Genomic DNA, 21,428 nt, shown 5'->3' with positions numbered 1-21,428 from the left:
CCAATAAACTCGCTCAGTCTACCGCTAACCAGTTGAAAACGGCAATGAGCGTATAAAAAATAGCTTAGAGCGTGAGATCAACCTGCTGATTGTCAATCAGGCGCGCTTTGCCGAGCCAGGCTGCCATCAGCACCACCGCACGGCGGCTGTCCACATTCAGCGGCTGCAGGCTGTCGGCGTCACGGATAAACAATTCATCCGGTGTAAAACCGGCGGCGCGCAGTTGCTCAGCGGCTTGCTCCAGCAGGCTATCAATCTGGCGCTCACCGTTACTGAGCTGCTCTGCCAGCGCATGCATGATCTTGCTGAGCTGAGGGGCGATCTTACGTTCTTCTGCGCTTAGATAGCCGTTGCGTGAACTGAGCGCCAAGCCGTCTTTGGCGCGCACGATCGGCACACCGACGATCTCAATGTCATAACCCATATCCGCCACCATTTTGCGGATCAGCGCCAGTTGCTGGTAATCTTTTTCGCCGAAGCAGGCCAGATCTGGCTGCACCAGGTTGAACAGCTTGCTGACGATGGTGGAAACACCGCGGAAATGCCCTGGGCGGCTGGCACCTTCCAGCATGGTGGAAATGCCAGGAACATCGACGTAGGTCTGATCGTTCAGCCCTTGCGGATAAACTTCTGCCGGTGCAGGTGCAAAGACCAGATCGACATGACGACGGTTCAGTTTTTCGCAGTCTTCCTGCAGGGTGCGTGGGTAGCGCGCCAGATCGTCCGGGCGATCGAACTGCATCGGGTTAACGAAAATACTGACGACAACGACATCGGCGCGCGCGCGTGCTTCTTCGACCAGCGTCATATGGCCTTCGTGCAGGTTGCCCATGGTGGGCACCAGCGCGATGCGCTTGCCCTCCTGCCGCCAGCGCCGGATCTGTTGGCGCAGTAACAGCAGGGTTTCGATAATGACCATCCTATAACTCCTCGATCTTTTTTGTTTCCGCTCCAAATCAGCGGAGAATTAGCTCAGATTATTAATTAAAGGAGTGCTCTTCACCGGGATAAGTGCCTTGCTCAACTTCCTGCATGTATTGCTGCACGGCGCTGCGGATATCACCGCTCTGCGCCAGGAAGTTTTTAGCGAATTTCGGCGTGTGGCCGCCGGTGATGCCCAGGGCGTCATGCATCACCAGAATCTGCCCATCGGTACCGTTACCGGCACCGATGCCGATCACCGGGATCGACAGCGCTTCGGTGACCTTGCGTGCCAGAGCGGCGGGAACGCATTCCAGCACCAGCAGTTGCATACCCGCCAGTTCCAGATTTTGCGCATCTTCCAACAGCTGTTTAGCCGCCAGTTCATCGCGGCCCTGAACTTTATAACCGCCGAAAACGTTGACCGACTGAGGCGTCAGGCCGAGGTGGCCACAGACCGGCACCGCGCGTTCGGTGAGCATTTTCACCGTCTCGTACAGCCAACTGCCGCCTTCCAGTTTGACCATGTTCGCCCCAGCCTGCATCAGCTCTGCGGAGCTGGCAAACGCCTGTTCCGGGGTGGCATAACTCATGAAGGGGAGATCGGCCAGCAGCAGGCAGGCTGGAGCGCCGCGGCGTACGGCGCGAGTGTGGTAGGCTACGTCAGCGACGGTCACGGGCAGCGTGGAGTCGTGGCCTTGCAACGTCATGCCCAGCGAGTCGCCAACCAGCATCACTTTGATGCCTTGCTCCGCAAACAGTTGGGCAAAGCTGGCATCGTAGGCGGTAATGGTAGCAAACTTGCGTTGCTCCTGTTTCCACTGGCGTAAATGGCTCACGGTGGTGGGTTTCATCACAACGTCTCCTGAAATAACCGCGCAGCGCAGGGCTGCGGTACGGGCAAAGTGGTGACATTCTACTGTAAGCCTTACGGGGTGGGTAGCACCGATCATGATGCTTAAGGGGTTCTTAAGAACCTTGTGATGTAATATACCCGCCATACTTCAAGTTGCATGTGCGTTGGCTTTGTTACTCGGCCCATCCGTGGGCCTCGCCCCTTCGGGGCCGCTGCAAGCAGCGTTCAAATCTGCTCCTGGCAGATTTGTCACTCACCCCAGTCACTTACTGGTGTAAGCTCCTGGGGATTATGAGCCTCAAAGAGGCTCACCCTGCGGGCCAGCGCAAGCGCTGTTCAAATCGGTCAAAGACCGATTTGTCACTGTGTCGCCGCCTTCCTGCAACTCGAATTATGAGGGTATAGGCAGTAAAGCTAAAAGGGGAGCGCATGAGAATTCTGCTGATTGAAGACGACAAACTGATTGGCGATGGCCTCAAAGCTGGATTGACCAAGCTGGGCTTTAACCTTGACTGGTTCACCGATGGGGCAATCGGTAAAAATGCGCTGGGAAGTGCGCCCTACGATGCGGTGCTCCTCGATCTCAGCCTGCCGGGCCTTGACGGGCTTGATCTGCTGCGCCAGTGGCGCCAGGCCGGGCAGGACGTGCCGGTATTGATCCTCACGGCACGCGATGCGCTGGAGCAGCGGGTTACCGGCTTGCAGAGCGGTGCCGATGATTACCTGTGCAAGCCGTTCGCACTGGCAGAAGTGGCGGCACGTTTACAGGCGCTGATCCGCCGCCGCCACGGTCAACTGACCCCGCAACTGGTTCACGGCAGTGTGGTATTCGACGTGGCGGCCCGTACGGTGAGCCACAACGGCGAGGTTGTGACGCTGACTCCACGCGAACTGGCGGTGCTGGAACTGTTTCTTAACAACAAAGGGCGGGTGCTGGCGCGGCCGCTGATTCAGGAAAAACTGTATAACTGGGACGATGAGGTGAGCAGTAACGCGGTTGAGGTGCATATACATCATTTACGGCGCAAATTGGGTAACGGCTTTATCCGCACCGTGCATGGTGTGGGCTATACGCTGGGGGATGCGGAGTGCAGCGCTTGAGCCTGCGGTTGCGCCTGATCCTGATTTTCAGCCTGTTGGCGTTATTCACCTGGTGTTCCGCCAGCGTGGTGGCGTGGATGATGACGCGTCACAAGATTAACGAAGTGTTTGATACTCAGCAGATGCTGTTCGCCAAACGGCTGGCCACGGCCAACCTGGGTGTTCTGCTGGCGAATCAGGATGTGCGTAGTTTACCGAAGACCAAAAAAATCCTCCGTCATGGCAAGCGTGGTGAACAGGAAGACGACGCTCTGGCGTTTGCTATCTTCTCCCGCGAGGGCAGAATGCTGCTCAACGATGGTGAAAACGGTGAAGATTTTCTGTTTGATAGTGAACATGAAGGCTTTATCGATGGCCAACGCCGGGGCGACGATGACAGCTGGCGCCTGTTATGGCTGACCACGCCTGATGGGCGCTATCGTATCGTCGTCGGTCAGGAGTGGGATTATCGGCATGAGATGGCGCTGGGGATGGTGACAGGGCAATTAATCCCCTGGCTAGTCACGTTGCCCATCCTGATGCTGCTGATTGCCCTGATGGTCGGGCGTGAGCTGCGGCCGCTGAAGAGCGTGGCCGCAGGCCTGCGGCAACGAGCCCCCGATGATGCCACTTTGCTGGACAATCAGCAGGTGCCTACCGAAGTTCGCCCGCTGGTGGACGCGCTTAACGCGCTGTTTGCCCGCATCAGCGCCATGCTGGTGCGTGAGCGGCGTTTTACCTCGGATGCCGCCCATGAACTGCGCAGCCCGCTGGCGGCACTGCGGGTGCAGACGGAAGTGGTGCAACTGGCGGGCGACGACGAGCAGATGCGGGAACATGCGGTGCAAAACCTGACGATTGGCATCGATCGTGCCACAAGGTTGGTCGATCAGTTGCTTACGCTGTCGCGGCTGGATTCGCTTTCCGATCTGGGCGAGTTGGAGCAGGTTGACTGGCAGCAACTGGTGCCTAGGGTGTTGGCAGAGCAGGATCGCTATGCCCATGCGGCTGGCGTTACGCTGCATTATGAGCAGCAAGGGGTGCCAGCGCCGTTGCCAGGCCAGCCACTGTTGCTGTCACTGCTGGTGCGCAATCTGGTGGATAACGCCGTGCGTTACACGCCAGCGGGCAGTACGGTCAGGGTCACGCTCAGTCCGCAGCAACTGCAGGTGGAAGATAATGGCCCTGGGGTCACGGTGGAACATTTGGCGCGGTTGGGGGAGCGTTTCTATCGCCCGCCAGGGCAGGAACAGACCGGCAGCGGGCTCGGGCTTTCAATCGTGCAGCGTATTGCCAGCCTGCATGGCCTGCGTGTGAATTTTGCTAACCGGCCTGAAGGGGGATTTTCCGCTACGGTAATATTTTAAACATAGCGAACTTATTGATGCCACAGCACCATGCCGTTGTTTGGCACCCGCTTCAGGCAAGCGGCCAAGGTTTCCCCATCGGGAAAAACCAGGTCAGGCGCTATTTCAGCCAACGGGTAGAGCATAAATTCGCGCTCTTTCAGCCCGTAATGGGGCACCGTCAGACGATCGGTCGCAATCACCCGATCGCCATACAGCATGATATCCAGATCCAGCGTACGTGGGCCCCAGCGCTGATCTTTGCGCACACGGCCCTGATTGCGTTCGATCGCCTGGGTCTCATCAAGCAACTGTTCTGCAGGTAAAAACGTATCCAGTGCCACTACCGCGTTGAGAAAATCCGGCTGGTTTTGTGGCCCCAGTGGCTTGGTGCGGTAAAACGACGAACAAAGAATCAGTTGGCTGCGAGGAATGTGCTCCAACGCCTCCAACGCGGTCTTCACCTGTTGCAGTGGCTGTGCCAGGTTGCTGCCCAGCGCAATATAAACGCGGATCATTATGCCCCTTCTTTACGCGGAGCCCGGCGGCGTGGGCGGCGTGGGCGCGTACGGCGCGGTGCCGGATCGTCACCCAGGGTGTTTAACATGGTTTTCTGCACTGCCGGGGTAGCATCCTGGAATTCATCCCACCATTCGGCCAGCCGCAGCATTTCCGGGTTGTTTTCCACTTCAGCGCGCAGCGCCAGCAGATCGTAAGCCGCGCGGAATTTCGGGTGCTCCATCAGCTTGTGCGCGCGTTTGCCCTGGCGGCGAGAAAGGCGCAACTGCAACTGCCAGATATCGCGCACCAGCGTTGTGATGCGCTTAGGAATGGCCAGCGAGCGGCACTCTTCATCCAGCACATCGTTCATAGCCAGCGCAAAGGCGTCGTAGTAGGCCAAGCCGCTTTCCTGTGCCAGCTTCTGCGCGTGCTCCAGCAGCGGATACCACAACATGGCGGCAAACAGGAACGCCGGGTTGACGCGCATGTCGTTTTGCAGACGGTAATCGGTATTTTTCAGTACCTGCACCAGAATGCGTTCCATTGGCGTGTCGTGATTCGGCGTAAAGTGACGGGCGATCAATGGGAACAGCGGCTGGAACAGTTGGTATTCACACAGCTTGAGGTAAGTGGGGTAACCAAAACCGGACTGCAACAGCTTGAGCGACTCTTCGAACAGGCGCGCAGGTGGGATCTCATGCAGCAACGACGCCAGGCGCGGGATCGGTTCGGCCGTTTCCTCGCTGAGGGTCATATCCAGCTTGGCGGCGAAACGTATCGCACGCAGCATGCGCACCGGATCTTCGCGATAGCGCGTTTCCGGATCGCCAATCAGGCGGATCACGCCCTGTTGCAGATCGCGCAGGCCACCCACGTAGTCACGCAGGGTGAAGTCGGCTACGCCGTAATACAGGCTATTGATGGTGAAATCGCGGCGTTGGGCATCTTCTTCGATCGAACCGAAGATGTTGTCGCGCAGCAGCATGCCGTTCTGAGCCTGCTGTGAAGAATTCTTGTCTGATTCCGGGTTTTGCTCGTGATGACCACGGAAGGTGGCGACTTCAATAATTTCCGGGCCGAACATCACGTGCGCCAGGCGGAAACGGCGGCCAACCAGGCGGCAGTTACGAAACAGCTTACGCACCTGCTCCGGCGTGGCGCTGGTGGTGATATCGAAATCTTTCGGTTTTTTACCGAGCAACAGATCGCGTACGCCGCCGCCGACCAGATAGGCTTCATAACCCGATTTATTCAGGCGATACAGTACTTTCAGCGCGTTTTCGCTGATGTCTTTACGTGAGATCGAATGCTGTTCGCGTGGGATCACGGTCATTGGGCGCGTTCCCTCTGCGGCTGGCAATGGTGGGCGTTTACGCGCCGCCGGGCGACGAGCAGAAGTCTCTCTGCCGATATCGGCAGGACGCTGTGGCGTGGCTTTCTGCTGCTCTGCGGGGGCACTTTCTTCGCGGACGGGTTTTTTATCGCTGACCGGTGCATCATCGCGGGTCAACTTGTCATCGCGGGTTAGTACCTTACGGCAGAAATTGGCTACTCGGGTAAAAATGGTACACCTCGATAGTGACGGATCAAAATAGTGCTAACAAAAAAATAGCGGCTAATCATAGCTCACCATGGCTCCTTTGAGAATGCTGTTGTGTTTTCGCACAGGGGAATAGCCAAACGACGCGGCACCTTCTCCAGTTGCCAGTGCCTGATTGCCCAGCCCAATAATAACGATAGATCAAGATCTTGCCAGCTTTCTGGCAGGGGTTGCTGCAGAAACCTCAGCGCTTCAATCAACACCGGGCGCGGATCGCCCGTGGGCAGCGCCGGGGCATGATTCTGCTTCGACAGCTTAATCCCATTTACGCCCAGCGCCAGCGGTAAATGGAGATAGGTTGGCACGGGGGCCTGTAGCTGGTGATACAGCGCGATCTGGCGCACTGTAGGTTCGATCAGATCGGCACCGCGCACGATCTCGGTGACGCCCTGGAAATGATCGTCGATCACCACCGCTAAATTATAGGCAAACAGGCCGTCGCGGCGGCGGATGATAAAATCTTCCCGAGCCAGTGCAGGATCGGCACGCAGTTCCCCTTGGAGCCGATCGTGAAACCCATATACTGGTGCCGACTGGCGCAAGCGGATCGCCGCACCCTGTGGGCCTAAGCGCAAGCTGCGGCAGTGGCCGTCATACAATCCCCCGATCTGCTGGATACGGCTGCGGGTACAGGTGCAGTAATAGCTGAGATCCTGCTGTCGCAGCCAGTCAAGCGTTGCGCGGTAGGCTTCTTGGCGTTGGGATTGATAGATGACTGGGCCGTCCCAGTGGAGACCATAATGTTCTAAGGCAGACAGGATACGGGTGGCAGCCCCGGCGACTTCACGCGGAGGATCGATATCTTCAATACGTACCAGCCACTGCCCGTGTTGGGCACGAGCCTGAAGGTAGCTTCCCAGAGCGGCAATCAGCGAACCGAAGTGCAGATCCCCGGAAGGCGATGGAGCAAAACGCCCCACATAATGACTTTCTAGCATATCGGAAGGGAGGGGTTCCCTTGGTTCTGTATGCGGCGCGTATACCTATCGTCTTTCAAGCCACAGCGTTGTTGGCTACGTACACTCACCCCAGTCACTTATGATGTATAAGTTCCTAGGGATTCATGTGCTTGCCGCCTAGCTGCAACTTGAAATCCTCGGGTATATAGGTACGCGCCGCGAACGATAACAACTGCTTAGCCGGCCATCTGCTTTTCGCGGATTTCGGCCAACGTCTTGCAGTCGATGCACAAATCGGCAGTCGGACGCGCTTCAAGGCGGCGAATACCGATCTCCACGCCGCAGGATTCGCAGTAGCCGAAATCTTCGTCTTCTACTTTCTTCAGCGTTTTCTCGATCTTTTTGATCAGTTTGCGTTCACGGTCACGGTTACGCAGTTCGAGGCTGAACTCTTCTTCCTGCGCGGCACGGTCGACCGGATCAGGGAAGTTGGCAGCTTCGTCTTGCATGTGCGATACAGTACGGTCTACTTCGTCCCTGAGCTGATTGCGCCATGCCTCAAGAATGCGCCTGAAATGCGTCAGTTGAGCGGCGTTCATATACTCTTCGCCTGCCTTCTCTTGGTACGGCTCCACCCCAGCGATGGCGAGAATGCTCAAGGACGAGGTTTTACGGGTTTGCCCTTCTTGCATATTGCTTCTCCTACATACACACGCACTATACCCATCATCTATCAAGGTGCAGGAGTGTGGCTGCCTTCTTTCTCCCTGGTGACTTGGTGAATCAAGCGACCAAGGATTCGTTCAGTTGCCGCCTACCTGCATCTTAAATGCTATAGGGTATGTCGAATCCCCAATACGGGGGAAAAACAGGCCGCTATAAATAACAGAAGGGAAGGGGGATGGCAATTATTCCTGTCACCTGCTTGACAAGGGTGTGAAGGCAGGCGTATTTGCGACGCAATATCCAGCGATCAATTTATTGGTGCCTGGACCTGCTAATCGATAAAAAACGGTAACTTCTCGCAGAGAGAGAGACCGTCAGGCGATAATGTTGCCCCATAACAAATCACTTCCACTCCTGCTTGCCGAACCTGCGCTAGTAGTGCCGCATAACGTGCATCTATATGATGTGCCGGAGCGACCTGCTCGATGCCCGTGTGTAACACAGCAAAGAACAATACCGCCCGCTGGCCGTTTTCAACCACGCTTTGCAACTCCCGTAGATGCTTTTGCCCTCTCAGCGTTACGGCATCAGGGAAGTAACCACGTTCATGTTGCAATAGTGTGACTGATTTCACTTCAATATAGCAGTTAACCCGGTTTTCTGCCTGTAATAACAAATCGATACGGCTATTTTCGCCGCCGTATTTGACCTCGCTGCTGATTTTACTGTAACCGGATAATTCATCGATTAGGTTCTGCTCGATCGCCTCGCGTACCAGAGTATTGGCCCGCAGCGTATTCACACAGATCCAGTCTCCCTGTTGCGTCTGCGTCAGCTCCCAACTGTGGGCATACTTGCGCTTGGCGTTGTCCGAAGTGGAATACCAGAGGGTGTCACCGGGCGTGGCGCAACCGGTCATAGCACCGGTATTGGCGCAGTGCAGGGTAAAGGTTTCGCCCTCGGGGGTAATGGCATCGGCGAGAAAACGCTTGTAGCGCTTAATCAGCGTGGCGGGCTTCAGGGGCGGAGTGAAGATCATGGATTATCCTGGTTATTGAGCGGCCACTGTGCCAACTGATGATAGCGGGTACGGCCATGCTCAACGGCTGATTGATACAAAGAAAAGTGATCGGCGCTGAAGATCCAGCCCGGCGTGGCTGGCGGAACGGCGACGGGCTGGGTGGCAGCCCGCAATAAGGTGATATGCGGGTGAAACGGCAACGGGCTTTGATAACAACCGCTGCGTGCCGCCTGCGAACGTAATAGCTCCGCCAATTGCAGCAGCGCGCGTGGCGCACGTTTGCTGCCGAGCCACACTACGCCGGGGCGCGGCCAGTGGCCGAGATCGTCAAGGCAGACGCTAAAGCCCGTCTGCCTGATGCGCCCGGCCAACGTTTGCAGCGCCCGTTCTTTCTGCGCGCTGACATCGCCGAGAAATGCCAGCGTCAGATGCAGATTGGCGGCGGCAACCGGGCGGCCAGCTTCGGGTGGAAAAGCCTCGGCGCGCCAGCGGATCACCTGCTGCTGCAAGGCATCGGGCAACGACAGGGCAAAAAACAGGCGACGCGAACTGGACATGGATCCCCGGTAAATAAATGAAATGCTTTGCGTAATGCTACAATGTGCGCTGCCTATTAACTACCCCATGGAGAGTTTTGTGTCTTCACTGCCCGTCAGCGCGGTTCTTGATGAGTTGCTCGCTGCATTACAATCCGCCCCACAGGTATTACTGCATGCCCCGACCGGCGCAGGTAAATCGACCTGGCTGCCGTTACAGATCCTGGCCAATGCCGGGCTGGCGGGGCGCATCATTATGCTGGAACCACGGCGGCTGGCGGCCAAGAACGTTGCTTACCGCCTGGCGCAGCAGCTTGGCGAAGAACCCGGCCAGACCGTCGGCTACCGCATGCGTGCCGAAAGCAAAAGCGGGCCGCATACTCGGCTGGAAGTGGTGACCGAGGGCATTCTCACCCGTATGTTGCAGCAGGACGCCGAACTGCAGGGCGTTTCGCTGATCATTCTCGATGAATTCCATGAGCGCAGCCTGCAAGCCGATCTGGCTCTGGCGTTGCTGCTCGATGTGCAGCAGGGGCTGCGTGACGATCTGAAATTGCTGATCATGTCGGCAACGCTGGATAACGTGCGCCTGTCACAGTTGCTGCCAGAGGCTCCGGTCGTGGTATCAGAAGGGCGCAGCTATCCGGTTGAGCGACAATATCAGCCGCTGGCCAGCCATCAGCGGCTGGAAGAGGGGGTTGCCACCGCGGTGAAACGCCTGTTGGCCGAACAGCCCGGCTCGTTGCTGCTGTTCCTGCCCGGCGTGGTGGAGATCAACCGCGTGCTGGAGCGCCTGACCGGCGAAGTGGCGGCTGATACCGATCTCTGCCCGCTGTACGGTGCGCTGCCGCTGGCACAGCAGCAAAAAGCGATCCAACACGCTGCCAGCGGGCGGCGTAAAGTGGTGTTGGCCACCAACATTGCTGAAACCAGCCTGACGATCGAAGGTATCCGGCTGGTGGTGGACAGCGGTTTGGAACGGGTAGCGCGCTACGACGTGCGTAACGGCCTGACCCGGCTGGTAACGCAGCGCATCAGCCAGGCCTCGATGATCCAGCGCGCCGGGCGTGCCGGGCGCCTGGAGCCCGGTATCTGCTGGCATTTGTTTGCCAAAGAGCAGGCGGAACGTGCGGCGGAACACGCCGAGCCGGAGATACTGCAAAGCGATCTCGCCAGTTTTTGGCTTGAACTGTTGCAGTGGGGCTGCGTGGATGCCGGGCAACTCACCTGGCTCGATCGGCCACCTGCCTTAGCGCTGGCCACCGCCCGCCGTTTGCTGCAATCTTTGGGCGCTATTGACGACGCTGAAAAACTCACCACCCAAGGCCGCCAGATGGCCGGACTTGGCTGTGAGCCACGTTTGGCGGCGATGCTGTGCGCCGGTGCGGCATTGGGGGGCGACGGTTTGGCCACGGCGGCACTGCTGGCAGCGCTGCTGGAGGAACCACCGCGGAGTGGGCAGATGGACATCGGTTACTGGTTGAGCCGTCCGCAGCCGCACTGGCAGCGCCGTGCTACCCAACTTAGTAAGCGCTTACCACAAAAAGCGGGGCAGGTTGATGCCGATCTGGCGGCCCCGCTGTTAGCACAGGGATTTGCCGATCGCATTGCCCAGCGGCGCGGGCAGGATGGCCGCTATCTGCTGGCCAACGGGATGGGGGCGGCAATGAGTCAGGACGAAGCGCTGTCGCGGGCCCCTTGGCTGATTATCCCCAGTCTGTTACAAGGCCATAACAGCCCGGATGCCCGAATCCTGCTGGCGTTACCGGTGGAGGTTGACGCGCTGGTGGCCCAATTGCCCGCCTTGGTCAGCAGCCAGACGGCGGTAGAGTGGGATGAAGAAAAAGGCTCCTTGCGTGCCTGGAAGCGCCAGCAGATTGGCCGTTTGACGCTGCGTGCTCAGCCTTTGGCCAAACCGGCCGATGAGGAGCTGCAACAGGCGCTTATCGGCTGGGTGCGAGGGCAGGGCATAGCGGTGCTTAACTGGGATACTGCCGCGGAACAATTACGCCTGCGTCTGCAATGTGCACAGCGCTGGTTGCCGGAAGCCGCATGGCCGCAGGTGGATGATGCAGCCTTGCTGGAAAGCCTGGAAACCTGGCTGCTGCCCTCGCTGAACGGCGTGCGCGATCTGCGTGGGCTAAAGCAGGTCAACATCGCCGAAGCACTAGGCCGCTTACTGAACTGGCAGCAGAAACAGCGGCTGGATAATGCCTTACCCACTCATTACACTGTGCCGACCGGTAGCCGCCTGCCGATCCGTTATGATGCCGACAAGCCCCCGGCTCTGGCCGTGCGTTTACAGGAGATGTTTGGTGAACAGCACAGCCCGATGCTGGCCGAAGGTCGCATCGCGGTGGTGCTTGAGTTACTCTCACCGGCGCACCGGCCGTTGCAGATCACCGGCGATCTGGCGGCTTTTTGGCAAGGGGCTTATCGGGAAGTGCAAAAAGAGATGAAGGGGCGCTACCCGAAACACGTCTGGCCGGACGATCCGGCCAATACTGCGCCCACCAGGCGCACCAAAAAATATCAGTAAAATAATTCAGATGTTTCTTCTGTTCAGCCTAGAGGCGCAAGAACAGATTAAGCGACAAAATATCGGCTACCAGTGCCGTAAGCGTGGAGAACGACAGCAATGGCTGGGGATGACCGCGAGCCTATCGGGCGCAAAGGGAAACAACCAAAACGTAACGTGCCGCGTAAACCGGCGCGCCGTCGTCGTGATGACGATTATGATGATTACGAAGACGACGAGTATCAGGATGAGTATGACGATGATGAATACGATGTCGAGGAAGAACGCATGCCGCGTAAGGTAAAAGCGAGTCCTCCACGCAAGAAACGCCGCTGGCTTGGCCTGTTGATCAAACTGTTCCTGGTGGTCGCCGTGCTGCTGGCGATTTACGGCATCTATCTGGATTCCCAGATCCGCAGCCGTATCGACGGTAAAGTCTGGCAGTTACCGGCGGCGGTGTATGGCCGCATGGTCAACCTGGAACCCGGCATGCCCTACAGTAAAAAGGAAATGATCAATCTGCTGGAAGGGATGCAATATCGCCAAGTCAGCCGTATGACGCGCCCGGGCGAATTCACCGTGCAGGGCAACAGCATTGAGATGCTGCGTCGTCCGTTTGATTTCCCAGACGGCAAAGAGGGCCAGATCCACGCGCGGCTGGATTTCCAGAATAACGGTCTGGCAAAAATCGTGAATATGGAAAACCAGCGCAGCTTTGGTTTCTTCCGTCTCGATCCCCGCTTGATCACCATGTTGCAGTCGCCAAACGGTGAACAGCGCCTGTTTGTGCCGCGCTCTGGCTTCCCGGATCTGCTGGTGGATACGCTGCTGGCGACCGAAGACCGCCGTTTCTATGAGCATGATGGTGTTAGCCCTTACTCTATTGGCCGTGCGGTGCTGGCCAACCTGACCGCCGGGCGCGCGGTGCAAGGGGGCAGTACCCTGACCCAGCAGTTGGTGAAGAACCTGTTCCTGACCAACGAGCGTTCGCTGGCGCGTAAGCTCAACGAAGCCTATATGGCGCTGTTGATGGATTATCGCTATAGCAAAGACCGCATTCTGGAGCTGTACCTGAACGAAGTGTATCTCGGCCAGAGCGGCAGCGATCAGATCCGCGGTTTCCCGCTGGCTAGCCTGTATTACTTTGGCCGTCCGGTGGATGAACTGAGTCTCGATCAGCAGGCGCTGCTGGTGGGCATGGTGAAAGGCGCATCGCTGTACAACCCTTGGCGTAACCCTCAGTTGGCTTTGGAACGCCGCAATGTGGTGCTGAAGCTGTTGCAGAACCAGGGGGTGATCGATGCCGAGCTGTATAACATGCTGAGTGCCCGCCCGCTGGGTGTTCAGCCGAAGGGCGGAGTGATTTCACCGCAGCCTGCGTTTATGCAACTGGTGCGTCAGGAACTGCAGAACAAACTGGGCGATAAGGTTAACGATCTTTCCGGCGTGAAGATTTTCACCACGCAGGACCCGGTTTCGCAGGATGCGGCTGAGAAGGCCGTCGAGGAGGGGATCCCGGCTTTGCGCGCTGCGCGTCATCTCGACGATCTTGAAGCAGCGATGGTGATCGTCGATCGCTTCACCGGAGAAGTGCGTGCCATGGTGGGCGGGGCTAATCCACAGTTTGCTGGTTTTAACCGCGCACTTCAGGCACGTCGTCTGGTTGGTTCGCTGGCCAAACCGCCAACTTATTTGGCGGCGCTGTCAGAACCGGATAAATACCGTCTTAATACCTGGTTGGCAGATCAGCCGCTGTCGCTCAAGTTACCGAACGGCAGCCTGTGGCAGCCGAACAACTACGATCGCCAGTTCCGTGGTCGGGTGATGCTGGTGGATGCGTTGGCGAACTCCCTCAATATACCTACGGTAAATCTGGGGATGTCGGTGGGGCTGGATCAGATCAGCGCCACCTTACAACGCTTGGGCATCCCGAAAACGGCAATTACCCCGGTGCCTTCTATGCTGCTGGGGGCGATTGGCCTGACGCCAATGGAAGTCGCGCAGGAATATCAGACCATTGCCAGCGGCGGTAACCGTGCGCCGCTGTCTGCGGTACGCTCGGTGATTGCAGAAGACGGTTCGGTGCTGTATCAGAGCTTCCCGCAGGCGGAGCGTATGGTGCCAGCCCAGGCGGCCTACCTTACGTTGTATGCCATGCAGCAAGGCGTGGCGCGCGGAACCTCCCGTTCGCTGTCGGTGAAATTCCCGAACTACAATCTGGCGGCGAAAACCGGTACCACCAACGATCTGCGTGATAGCTGGTTTGCCGGGATCGACGGTAAAGAAGTGGCGATTGCCTGGGTTGGGCGCGACAACAACGGCCCGGCCAAGCTGACCGGTGCTAACGGTGCTTTGACCCTGTATCGCCGCTATCTGGAAAACCAGACGCCATTGCCGCTGATGCTGCAACAGCCGGAAGGGATCAGCCAGATGGGGATTGATACTGCCGGTAACTTTGTCTGTGGCGGCGGTGGCTCACGCACTATCCCGGTCTGGACTGAAAACCCGCAGGGGTTATGCCAGGCAGGCCAGGCGGCTGAACAACAGCAGCAACAGCAACCGTCAGGTGAACAGAAAGATGCCAACGGCGTTGCGGGCTGGATTAAGGACATGTTTGGTCAGTAATTAAGCTTTTTGTGTTATCAGGCCCGTGACTTTTTGTTGCGGGCTTTTTTGTATTTATCACGTTGGTACTCTGCATTGCTGCGCTTTTTTCAGGCTGTTACAAGGCGTTGCGTGGCACTGCGCAACCTGGGCATTCGCAGATAAAACGGCAGATCTTATGGGCTGAGAGATGAATATACTGCGCGCGGGTACTCTGGATCTTTGTATCTGGAGCCTGAACGAAAGGTGCAAAGAGAAAAGCCCCGAGTCGATGATATCAACCCGAGGCCAACTCTAACGCCAGACAACGTTAGGTTAGCCTCTCACCCGCCGCAAGGCAAGGAGAAGGAGGCAAGATGCTGAACAAAGGTGATGTCGTAAAACTGGTCGTTATTTGTGCCACGGTAATATCATTGGTATGGATAACACGTAGCAAGATTTGTGAGCTGCGCATTCGATCGGGCAACATAGGAGGTTGCAGCTATTCTGGCCTACGAATCCGAACGGTAAGGCAACCCAACGGCGGGAGTTAGCTCCCGCCCGTTGGTTGTTGGCGGTTTGATCTATGAGCACCCATCCACTCAAACAACAACGGCGAGCCACTGGCCCGCCGTTGTTACAACTGAAAGACAAACTTACTTCAGGCCGGCCGCTTCACGCAACTGCGCGGCTTTGTCGGTCGCTTCCCATGGGAAGTGTTCGCGGCCAAAGTGACCGTAAGCCGCGGTTTCGCGGTAGATCGGTTGCAGCAGGTCCATCATCTGGATCAGGCCGTATGGGCGCAAGTCGAAGAACTCGCGCACCAGCAGGGTCAACTGCTCGGTAGCGACTTTCTCAGTACCGAAGGTTTCCACCATGATGGAAGTCGGTTCTGCCACGCCGATAGCGTAGGAAACCTGGATCTCACAGCGATCGGCCAAGCCTGCCGCAACGATGTTTTTGGCTACATAACGCGCCGCGTAAGCCGCTGAGCGGTCAACCTTGGAAGGATCTTTACCGGAGAACGCGCCACCGCCGTGACGCGCCATACCACCGTAGGTATCCACGATGATTTTACGCCCAGTCAGCCCACAGTCGCCCATTGGGCCACCAATAACGAAACGGCCGGTTGGGTTAATGTGGTATTTGGTGCTGGCGCTGAGCCATTCTGCGGGCAGAACCGGCTTGATGATCTCTTCCATCACCGCTTCTTGCAGATCTTTCAGTGCGATATCTTCGCAATGCTGGGTGGAAAGCACCACCGCATCGATACCCACGATTTTACCTTCGTCATATTGAAAGGTGACCTGGCTTTTGGCGTCCGGGCGCAGCCAAGGCAGCGTGCCATTCTTACGTACTTCAGCCTGGCGCTGAACCAGACGGTGTGCATAAGTGATTGGTGCAGGCATCAGCACGTCGGTTTCGTTGGTGGCATAGCCAAACATCAGGCCCTGATCGCCAGCACCCTGTTCTAGCGGATCGGCACGGTCAACGCCCTGATTGATATCCGGCGATTGTTTACCGATGGCGCTCAACACCGCACAAGAGTTGGCGTCAAAGCCCATATCGGAATGGACGTAACCAATTTCGCGCACGGTTTTGCGGGTGATCTCTTCGATATCAACCCAGGCGCTGGTGGTGATCTCACCGCCAACCAAGACCATGCCGGTTTTCACGTAGGTTTCACAGGCTACGCGTGCTTTAGGATCTTGCTCTAAAATGGCGTCGAGAACGGCATCAGAGATCTGGTCGGCAATCTTATCCGGATGCCCTTCAGAGACAGATTCGGACGTGAAGAGGTGTTTAGCCATTGTGTTCTTTACCTTGCATAAGACGGGTTAGAAATTACTGCACAGCGCTGGAGCTCCGGGCATCAAAGCGAAGGGTCTTCCGCTGATGGCGAGATGCATCCTGCAACGCCCCTCAGGCAAAGCCGTTAAGCAGTTAACCAGTATAGATGTATTAACATCTGGACGTCTATTTTAGGTCAGCCTTTAGCCGGATTGCCAGTAATTTTTTACCCTGGAACTTTTACATTAGGTTGCTGACGCCATTTTCAGCGCTTGAAACAGTTTCTGGCGAATTTTCATTTTGCATTTTCCCTGGGGGTTCGGTATAAACGGCGCGCGCGGTTCATTTGATGCACAGTGTGGTTTTGCTTAAATTCCAGCCCACGGCATCATAACCACCGTAGGCACCCGATAAGTGGTGCCGCCGCTTCACTGAACGTTCACGTTCTTACACTATATAGAGGCTTAGTCGTTCATTCCGAGCGACGTGCGTGGAGGTGGTTGGATTAATGATCCGTTGTCTACCGGTTGTTGGCTCTCAACAGCAGTGCCGTTCTGGCGCCTATTCTTCTGTTATTTCCCGTCTTGTCTCCACACCATCTACCCGATGTTATACGCATATGGGCGCTACTCAGGATTCTCGGGCCGGCTAACGCCCGTCTGAAGCACTGAACAAGGGTAGCCTGCTGCTTTTCTGTGGGATCTTTTTTGCCCCGATTCAGAAGGTTTGGATAGGGTGTCTTACAATAAATCTATTGGGTATCAACCGATCGCATGCTATGAACGGCAGATTAATTCACTGCAAAGATGGCGAGTTGTTGGGTTGTTATCACAGATTTTAGCTGCGATAGTGGCTGACTGTATCGCCGGTGTGCGATATGAGGCGAGTAATGTCTGATGATCTGTTGATTCACCATCCGTCAGTAGCGGATGAAAATTTATCTTTGCGCTCCATGCAGGAGGTTGCCATGAATGATCTTAATGCCAGCAAGATGCTGCGTACTTATAACGTCGCCTACTGGGGCAACAATTATTATGACGTCAACGAACTGGGCCATATCAGCGTGTGCCCGGATCCGGACGTCCCGCATGCGCGTGTCGATCTCGCCGAACTGGTGAAAGAACGGCAAAAAGACGGCCAACGTCTGCCAGCCTTGTTCTGCTTCCCGCAGATTTTGCAGCACCGTTTGCGTTCGATTAACGCCGCATTCAAGCGGGCGCGTGAATCTTTCGGCTATGAAGGTGGCTACTTCCTGGTTTACCCGATCAAAGTCAACCAGCACCGCCGGGTGATTGAATCCCTGGTTAACTCTGGCGAACCGCTAGGATTAGAGGCTGGCTCGAAGGCGGAACTGATGGCCGTGCTGGCCCATGCCGGCATGACTCGTTCGGTGATCGTCTGCAACGGCTATAAAGATCGTGAATATATTCGTCTGGCGCTGATCGGTGAAAAGCTGGGGCATAAAGTGTACCTGGTGATCGAGAAAATGTCGGAGATCCAACTGGTGCTGGAAGAAGCCGAGCGTTTGAACGTGGTGCCGCGTCTCGGTGTGCGCGCGCGTTTAGCCTCACAGGGCTCGGGCAAGTGGCAGTCGAGCGGTGGTGAGAAATCCAAGTTCGGTCTGGCGGCGGTGCAGGTGCTGAAGCTGGTGGAAACCCTGCGTGCAGCGGGCCGCCTAGAAAGCCTGCAACTGCTGCATTTCCACTTGGGTTCGCAGTTGGCGAATATTCGTGATATTGCCACCGGCGTGCGTGAATCAGCGCGTTTCTATGTGGAACTGCACAAGCTGGGCGTCAACATTCAATGCTTCGACGTGGGTGGCGGCCTGGGGGTCGATTACGAAGGCACACGTTCGCAGTCTGATTGTTCGGTGAACTACGGCTTGAACGAATATGCCAACAACGTGATCTGGGGGATCGGTGATGCCTGTAATGAGCATGGCCTGCCGCACCCCACGGTGATCACCGAATCTGGCCGTGCCGTTACGGCTCATCACACGGTGTTGGTCTCTAATGTGATTGGCGTTGAGCGTAATGAGTTCTGCGATCCGCTTCCACCGGCTGACGATGCCCCGCGCGCGTTGGAAAGCATGTGGGAAACCTGGCAGGAGCTGAATGAACCGGAAAACCGCCGCTCACTGCGTGAATGGTTGCACGACAGCCAGATGGACCTGCACGATGTGCATACCCAGTATGCTCACGGCATGCTGGATCTGACCAAGCGTGCCTGGGCTGAGCAGCTGTATCTGAACATCTGCAACAAGATCCAGCAGCAGCTTGATCCCAGCAATCGCGCTCACCGCCCGATTATTGATGAGCTGCAGGAGCGGATGGCGGATAAGTTTTACGTCAATTTCTCGTTGTTCCAATCCATGCCGGATGCCTGGGGCATCGACCAGTTGTTCCCGGTATTACCGCTGGAAGGGTTGGATAAGCCGCCGGAAGGCCGCGCCGTGCTGCTGGATATTACCTGTGATTCTGACGGCACTATCGATCACTATGTCGATGGCGACGGGGTGGCGACAACCATGCCAATGCCGCCGTACGATCCTGAGAACCCACCCGCGCTGGGCTTCTTTATGGTGGGGGCTTACCAGGAGATCCTTGGTAACATGCATAACCTGTTTGGGGATACGGCCTCGGTAGATGTGTATGTCTTCCCTGATGGCAGCGTGGAAACCGAGCTGTCTGACGAGGGGGATACCGTCGCTGATATGCTGGAATACGTGCAGCTCGATCCGAAAGTGTTGCTGACCCGCTTCCGTGATCAGGTAAAACAAACCGATCTGGACAGCGTATTACAGGCACAATTTGTGGAAGAGTTTGAAGCCGGGCTTTATGGCTACACCTATCTCGAAGATGAGTAATTAAGCCTGGAAGGGTTGAGCACCAAAGCAGTGCTCAACCTTTATTTGAGATGACTTATGCGAACGCAGACGGGATCATAGCGAATAGGGAGTTCTCTATGAACCTGTGTTTTTTGGTTAATAATTATGGTTATTATATCCGGTAAAATATAAACCAAAGAAAATGAAGAGACACGGCCTGTGTCTCTTATTATTTATGGTTATACCCTCCGCATATGCAATGTAAAGTACGGGGCATTTATAGCTATAGCGCATCAAGGATCAGCACGCCAGACGCATTGGTAGTTCCTGCCCCTGAGGCGGTTCCCACCAGATCCCCCCTCACAGAGACGGTTCTATTCGTCAGGGCGTTCAGTCTGATGCCCGATGAATCATTGGCCCTCACCGCCGTACCATTCAGGTAAATCTGTGCCGAAACTCCATTACCAAAATTGAGCCGCCCATCGGTGACGTTACTGCCGGTAAGGCGCAAATTGTAGTCTTTGGCAGTACCGGTGGTGCAAGAAACGTTAAGGTTTTGACTTTGGCTCAAACCATTCACATTCAGCGAAGCCGAGCTAAAATCTAAAGACATATTTTGACCGTTCAGGCTGCAAACCGATTTGGCGGGTGGCGGGTTGATAACTTCAATATCATAACCGGGGGTAAGCGCCACGGCGGACATACTGTATTTGATATGGTTAAGGGTCGTGGTGCACTGATAAACAAGACTCACCATATTATTCCCCATGCCACCATCATAAGTCCCGCTGAGTGGTAAGGTCAGCCCGTTTAAGACCTGGTTTGCCTTAGCACGCACTCCTCCCGCGTCGGTAGGGCAGTTACCGCTAAAATTGTATCTGGCGAAGGCATAACGCTTATTAACCGAGCCAAAGTAGGCATTGACTTGAATGGCATCAGATGTGCCATTGGGATCAATCGGAGTGTTCAAGGTACTAAAGTATAGCCCATTGGTCGTAAGAGAAGGATAATAGAACAACGGCATATCATTGACATCACCGGTGATTTTGACGGCAGTAATATTCGGATAATTCCCAAGCAATTCCAGCTTCAGAGTTGCCTGGGCCGAACGCTCACTGGCGCATAACCCCAGCAGTAGCAATAAACCGGACAACGTACTCTTGGTAAAAAAGTGGGGGATTAACGCTCTGCTGCGTACTCTTGTTAAAAATTTTCCAGCCATGGAAACACCTCATTCATAATCCAACGTGAAAGTCGCGCTTGCGTTAAACGGGCCAATACCGATTGTCCGTGCCGTCAAGGCGGCAGGCTCCCCCTGAATATAGGCACGCAGCCTTAGTTGGTTGGTTCCTGCAGTCAGGGGGTAGGATGCCACTCCCTGGTTAAGCAACAGGGGTTGCCCGGAGGCGGTTTCTAACCCAATCGCTACACCGGAAGCCATACTTCCAGCATCCAGTTTTAACGCTCCGGGTACCGCCGTATTCTCCGGCCCCGACAGTTTTACCTTCACTACATTTCCCATTGTCAGGTCACAATCTGTCAGCCGTATCTCAAAATTCTCACTGGGGGTTCGCGTGTTGGCATACAGATCCTGATCCCGGATACCGCGAAAATCCAACTCCACCGTTTCATCACCAGGGGCGATCACGCAGGCGTCGGCAATCAACGTACCGCTGAAGTGGACATCCTCGGCGTATCCCGAACCACTTAATACCAACAGCGTAATGGCAAGCCAGTAACGCATTCGTCCATTCATCAATCTTGTCCTTTACTGGTAGGTTATGCGCAGCGTGCCGGTGGCGTTAAACGGGTCCGCCAGCAGCGTACTGCCTGGTTGTTTTACCGGCACGGCCTCTAGCGCGGGTGGGCTCGCAGGATCGATGGTGATTGCGGTATTCAGCGGCAACGCAACACCATTGCGTAACAGTCTGATCCCCAGGCGATTGCCATTCTGCGGCGAGTTGGCTAACAGCGTAGCGCTGTCCGCTGCAAACGGTGCCGCAGTCCCGGTAAACGTCAGGCTCACTGTCCAGGGTTTGCTGGTGTCGCCGGTGCATGCCAGCGTATAGGGAATGGGTTTTTTGTACTGTACGCCGTCCACCTTCCCCACCCCGACGTTGCCAAATGATACCTCTATCTGCGCGTTATTATTCAACGTACACACCGGTGGCAGAATCAAATAGCCGTCCAAAGAAAATGCGCTGTTTTCCTGCGCTGCCCGTGTGTTCGGCACCCCTACGAGCAACCCAACCAGAAGCAGTATCATCGTTTGCTGTTTCATCC

Annotated in this window: 19 protein-coding genes; 7 read left to right on the top strand and 12 right to left on the bottom strand. The window is 56.2% G+C overall.

What is annotated here, in order from left to right; all coding sequences use genetic code 11:
- Positions 1–64: 64 nt before the first annotated feature.
- Both panC and panB read right to left on the bottom strand, forming a co-directional pair.
- On the bottom strand, positions 65–919 hold the full coding sequence (gene panC, locus BMI79_RS17525) for a pantoate--beta-alanine ligase (protein ID WP_076943385.1): 855 nt from the start codon (positions 917–919) through the stop codon (positions 65–67).
- Positions 920–980: 61 nt separating this feature from the next.
- Positions 981–1,775, bottom strand: coding sequence for a 3-methyl-2-oxobutanoate hydroxymethyltransferase (panB, locus tag BMI79_RS17520; RefSeq protein WP_076943384.1), 795 nt, complete (start codon positions 1,773–1,775; stop codon positions 981–983).
- Between the two features lie 431 nt (positions 1,776–2,206).
- Here panB and qseB point away from each other — a divergent pair, with 431 nt between their 5' ends.
- Positions 2,207–2,878, top strand: a complete 672-nt coding sequence (qseB, locus tag BMI79_RS17510; protein WP_076943383.1) for a quorum sensing response regulator transcription factor QseB — start codon at positions 2,207–2,209, stop codon at positions 2,876–2,878.
- Positions 2,866–4,224, top strand: coding sequence for a quorum sensing histidine kinase QseC (gene qseC / locus BMI79_RS17505; RefSeq protein ID WP_076943382.1), 1,359 nt, complete (start codon positions 2,866–2,868; stop codon positions 4,222–4,224). The genes qseB and qseC overlap by 13 nt, the downstream gene beginning before the upstream one ends.
- A gap of 11 nt (positions 4,225–4,235) precedes the next feature.
- Here the strand turns inward: qseC and folK are convergent, their stop codons facing one another.
- The 6 genes from folK to thpR all read right to left on the bottom strand — a co-directional run bounded on the left by folK (position 4,236) and on the right by thpR (position 9,447).
- Positions 4,236–4,721, bottom strand: a complete 486-nt coding sequence (gene folK, locus BMI79_RS17500; protein WP_076943381.1) for a 2-amino-4-hydroxy-6-hydroxymethyldihydropteridine diphosphokinase — start codon at positions 4,719–4,721, stop codon at positions 4,236–4,238.
- Positions 4,721–6,268, bottom strand: a complete 1,548-nt coding sequence (gene pcnB / locus BMI79_RS17495) for a polynucleotide adenylyltransferase PcnB (RefSeq protein WP_076943380.1) — start codon at positions 6,266–6,268, stop codon at positions 4,721–4,723. The genes folK and pcnB overlap by 1 nt, the downstream gene beginning before the upstream one ends.
- Positions 6,269–6,330: 62 nt before the next feature.
- The gene (gene gluQRS / locus BMI79_RS17490; protein ID WP_076943379.1) at positions 6,331–7,242 is read right to left on the bottom strand and encodes a tRNA glutamyl-Q(34) synthetase GluQRS; all 912 of its coding nucleotides are present in this window, start codon (positions 7,240–7,242) and stop codon (positions 6,331–6,333) included.
- 197 nt (positions 7,243–7,439) lie between these two features.
- Entirely contained in the window at positions 7,440–7,895 is a 456-nt protein-coding gene (gene dksA, locus BMI79_RS17485) for an RNA polymerase-binding protein DksA (RefSeq protein ID WP_076943378.1), read from the bottom strand.
- 305 nt (positions 7,896–8,200) lie between these two features.
- Positions 8,201–8,908 (bottom strand): DNA/RNA nuclease SfsA, encoded by a 708-nt coding sequence (gene sfsA, locus BMI79_RS17480; RefSeq protein ID WP_076943377.1) that lies wholly within the window; start codon positions 8,906–8,908, stop codon positions 8,201–8,203.
- A complete protein-coding gene (gene thpR, locus BMI79_RS17475) occupies positions 8,905–9,447 on the bottom strand; it encodes an RNA 2',3'-cyclic phosphodiesterase (protein ID WP_076943376.1) in 543 nt (180 codons plus the stop codon). The genes sfsA and thpR overlap by 4 nt, the downstream gene beginning before the upstream one ends.
- A gap of 67 nt (positions 9,448–9,514) precedes the next feature.
- Between thpR and hrpB the strand changes: the two genes are divergently transcribed.
- The 3 genes from hrpB (at position 9,515) to BMI79_RS17460 (ending at position 15,081) form a co-directional block, all read left to right on the top strand.
- Entirely contained in the window at positions 9,515–11,965 is a 2,451-nt protein-coding gene (gene hrpB, locus BMI79_RS17470; RefSeq protein ID WP_208611213.1) for an ATP-dependent helicase HrpB, read from the top strand.
- A gap of 99 nt (positions 11,966–12,064) precedes the next feature.
- Complete coding sequence (mrcB, locus tag BMI79_RS17465) at positions 12,065–14,569, top strand: bifunctional glycosyl transferase/transpeptidase (RefSeq protein WP_076943375.1); 2,505 nt, start codon at positions 12,065–12,067, stop codon at positions 14,567–14,569.
- A gap of 335 nt (positions 14,570–14,904) precedes the next feature.
- On the top strand, positions 14,905–15,081 hold the full coding sequence (locus BMI79_RS17460) for a Hok/Gef family protein (protein ID WP_425272359.1): 177 nt from the start codon (positions 14,905–14,907) through the stop codon (positions 15,079–15,081).
- Between the two features lie 102 nt (positions 15,082–15,183).
- On the opposite strand, the gene metK is transcribed toward BMI79_RS17460, so the two are convergent.
- The gene (gene metK, locus BMI79_RS17455; protein ID WP_076943374.1) at positions 15,184–16,338 is read right to left on the bottom strand and encodes a methionine adenosyltransferase; all 1,155 of its coding nucleotides are present in this window, start codon (positions 16,336–16,338) and stop codon (positions 15,184–15,186) included.
- Between the two features lie 488 nt (positions 16,339–16,826).
- Between metK and BMI79_RS24610 the strand changes: the two genes are divergently transcribed.
- Both BMI79_RS24610 and speA read left to right on the top strand, forming a co-directional pair.
- The gene (locus BMI79_RS24610; protein ID WP_422066799.1) at positions 16,827–16,970 is read left to right on the top strand and encodes a hypothetical protein; all 144 of its coding nucleotides are present in this window, start codon (positions 16,827–16,829) and stop codon (positions 16,968–16,970) included.
- 225 nt (positions 16,971–17,195) lie between these two features.
- Positions 17,196–19,184 carry a biosynthetic arginine decarboxylase gene (gene speA, locus BMI79_RS17450; RefSeq protein ID WP_422066800.1) on the top strand — a complete coding sequence of 663 codons (1,989 nt, stop codon included), beginning with the start codon at positions 17,196–17,198 and terminating at the stop codon, positions 19,182–19,184.
- A 244-nt stretch (positions 19,185–19,428) separates the two neighbouring features.
- On the opposite strand, the gene BMI79_RS17445 is transcribed toward speA, so the two are convergent.
- From BMI79_RS17445 to BMI79_RS17435, 3 genes are read right to left on the bottom strand one after another with little or no spacing between them, the layout of a single operon-like run.
- Entirely contained in the window at positions 19,429–20,367 is a 939-nt protein-coding gene (locus BMI79_RS17445) for a hypothetical protein (protein WP_125828837.1), read from the bottom strand.
- A 9-nt stretch (positions 20,368–20,376) separates the two neighbouring features.
- Positions 20,377–20,901: a fimbrial protein gene (locus BMI79_RS17440; RefSeq protein WP_076943371.1), complete on the bottom strand. Its 525-nt coding sequence runs from the start codon at positions 20,899–20,901 to the stop codon at positions 20,377–20,379.
- Between the two features lie 12 nt (positions 20,902–20,913).
- On the bottom strand, positions 20,914–21,426 hold the full coding sequence (locus BMI79_RS17435; protein WP_076943370.1) for a fimbrial protein: 513 nt from the start codon (positions 21,424–21,426) through the stop codon (positions 20,914–20,916).
- Positions 21,427–21,428: the final 2 nt, after the last annotated feature.

Origin of the sequence: Serratia oryzae (genome assembly GCF_001976145.1) — a bacterium.
Lineage (GTDB): Bacteria > Pseudomonadota > Gammaproteobacteria > Enterobacterales > Enterobacteriaceae > Chania > Chania oryzae.
The sequence above is the reverse complement of the archived record's forward strand: the minus strand, read 5'-3'. Positions and strand labels throughout refer to the sequence as shown.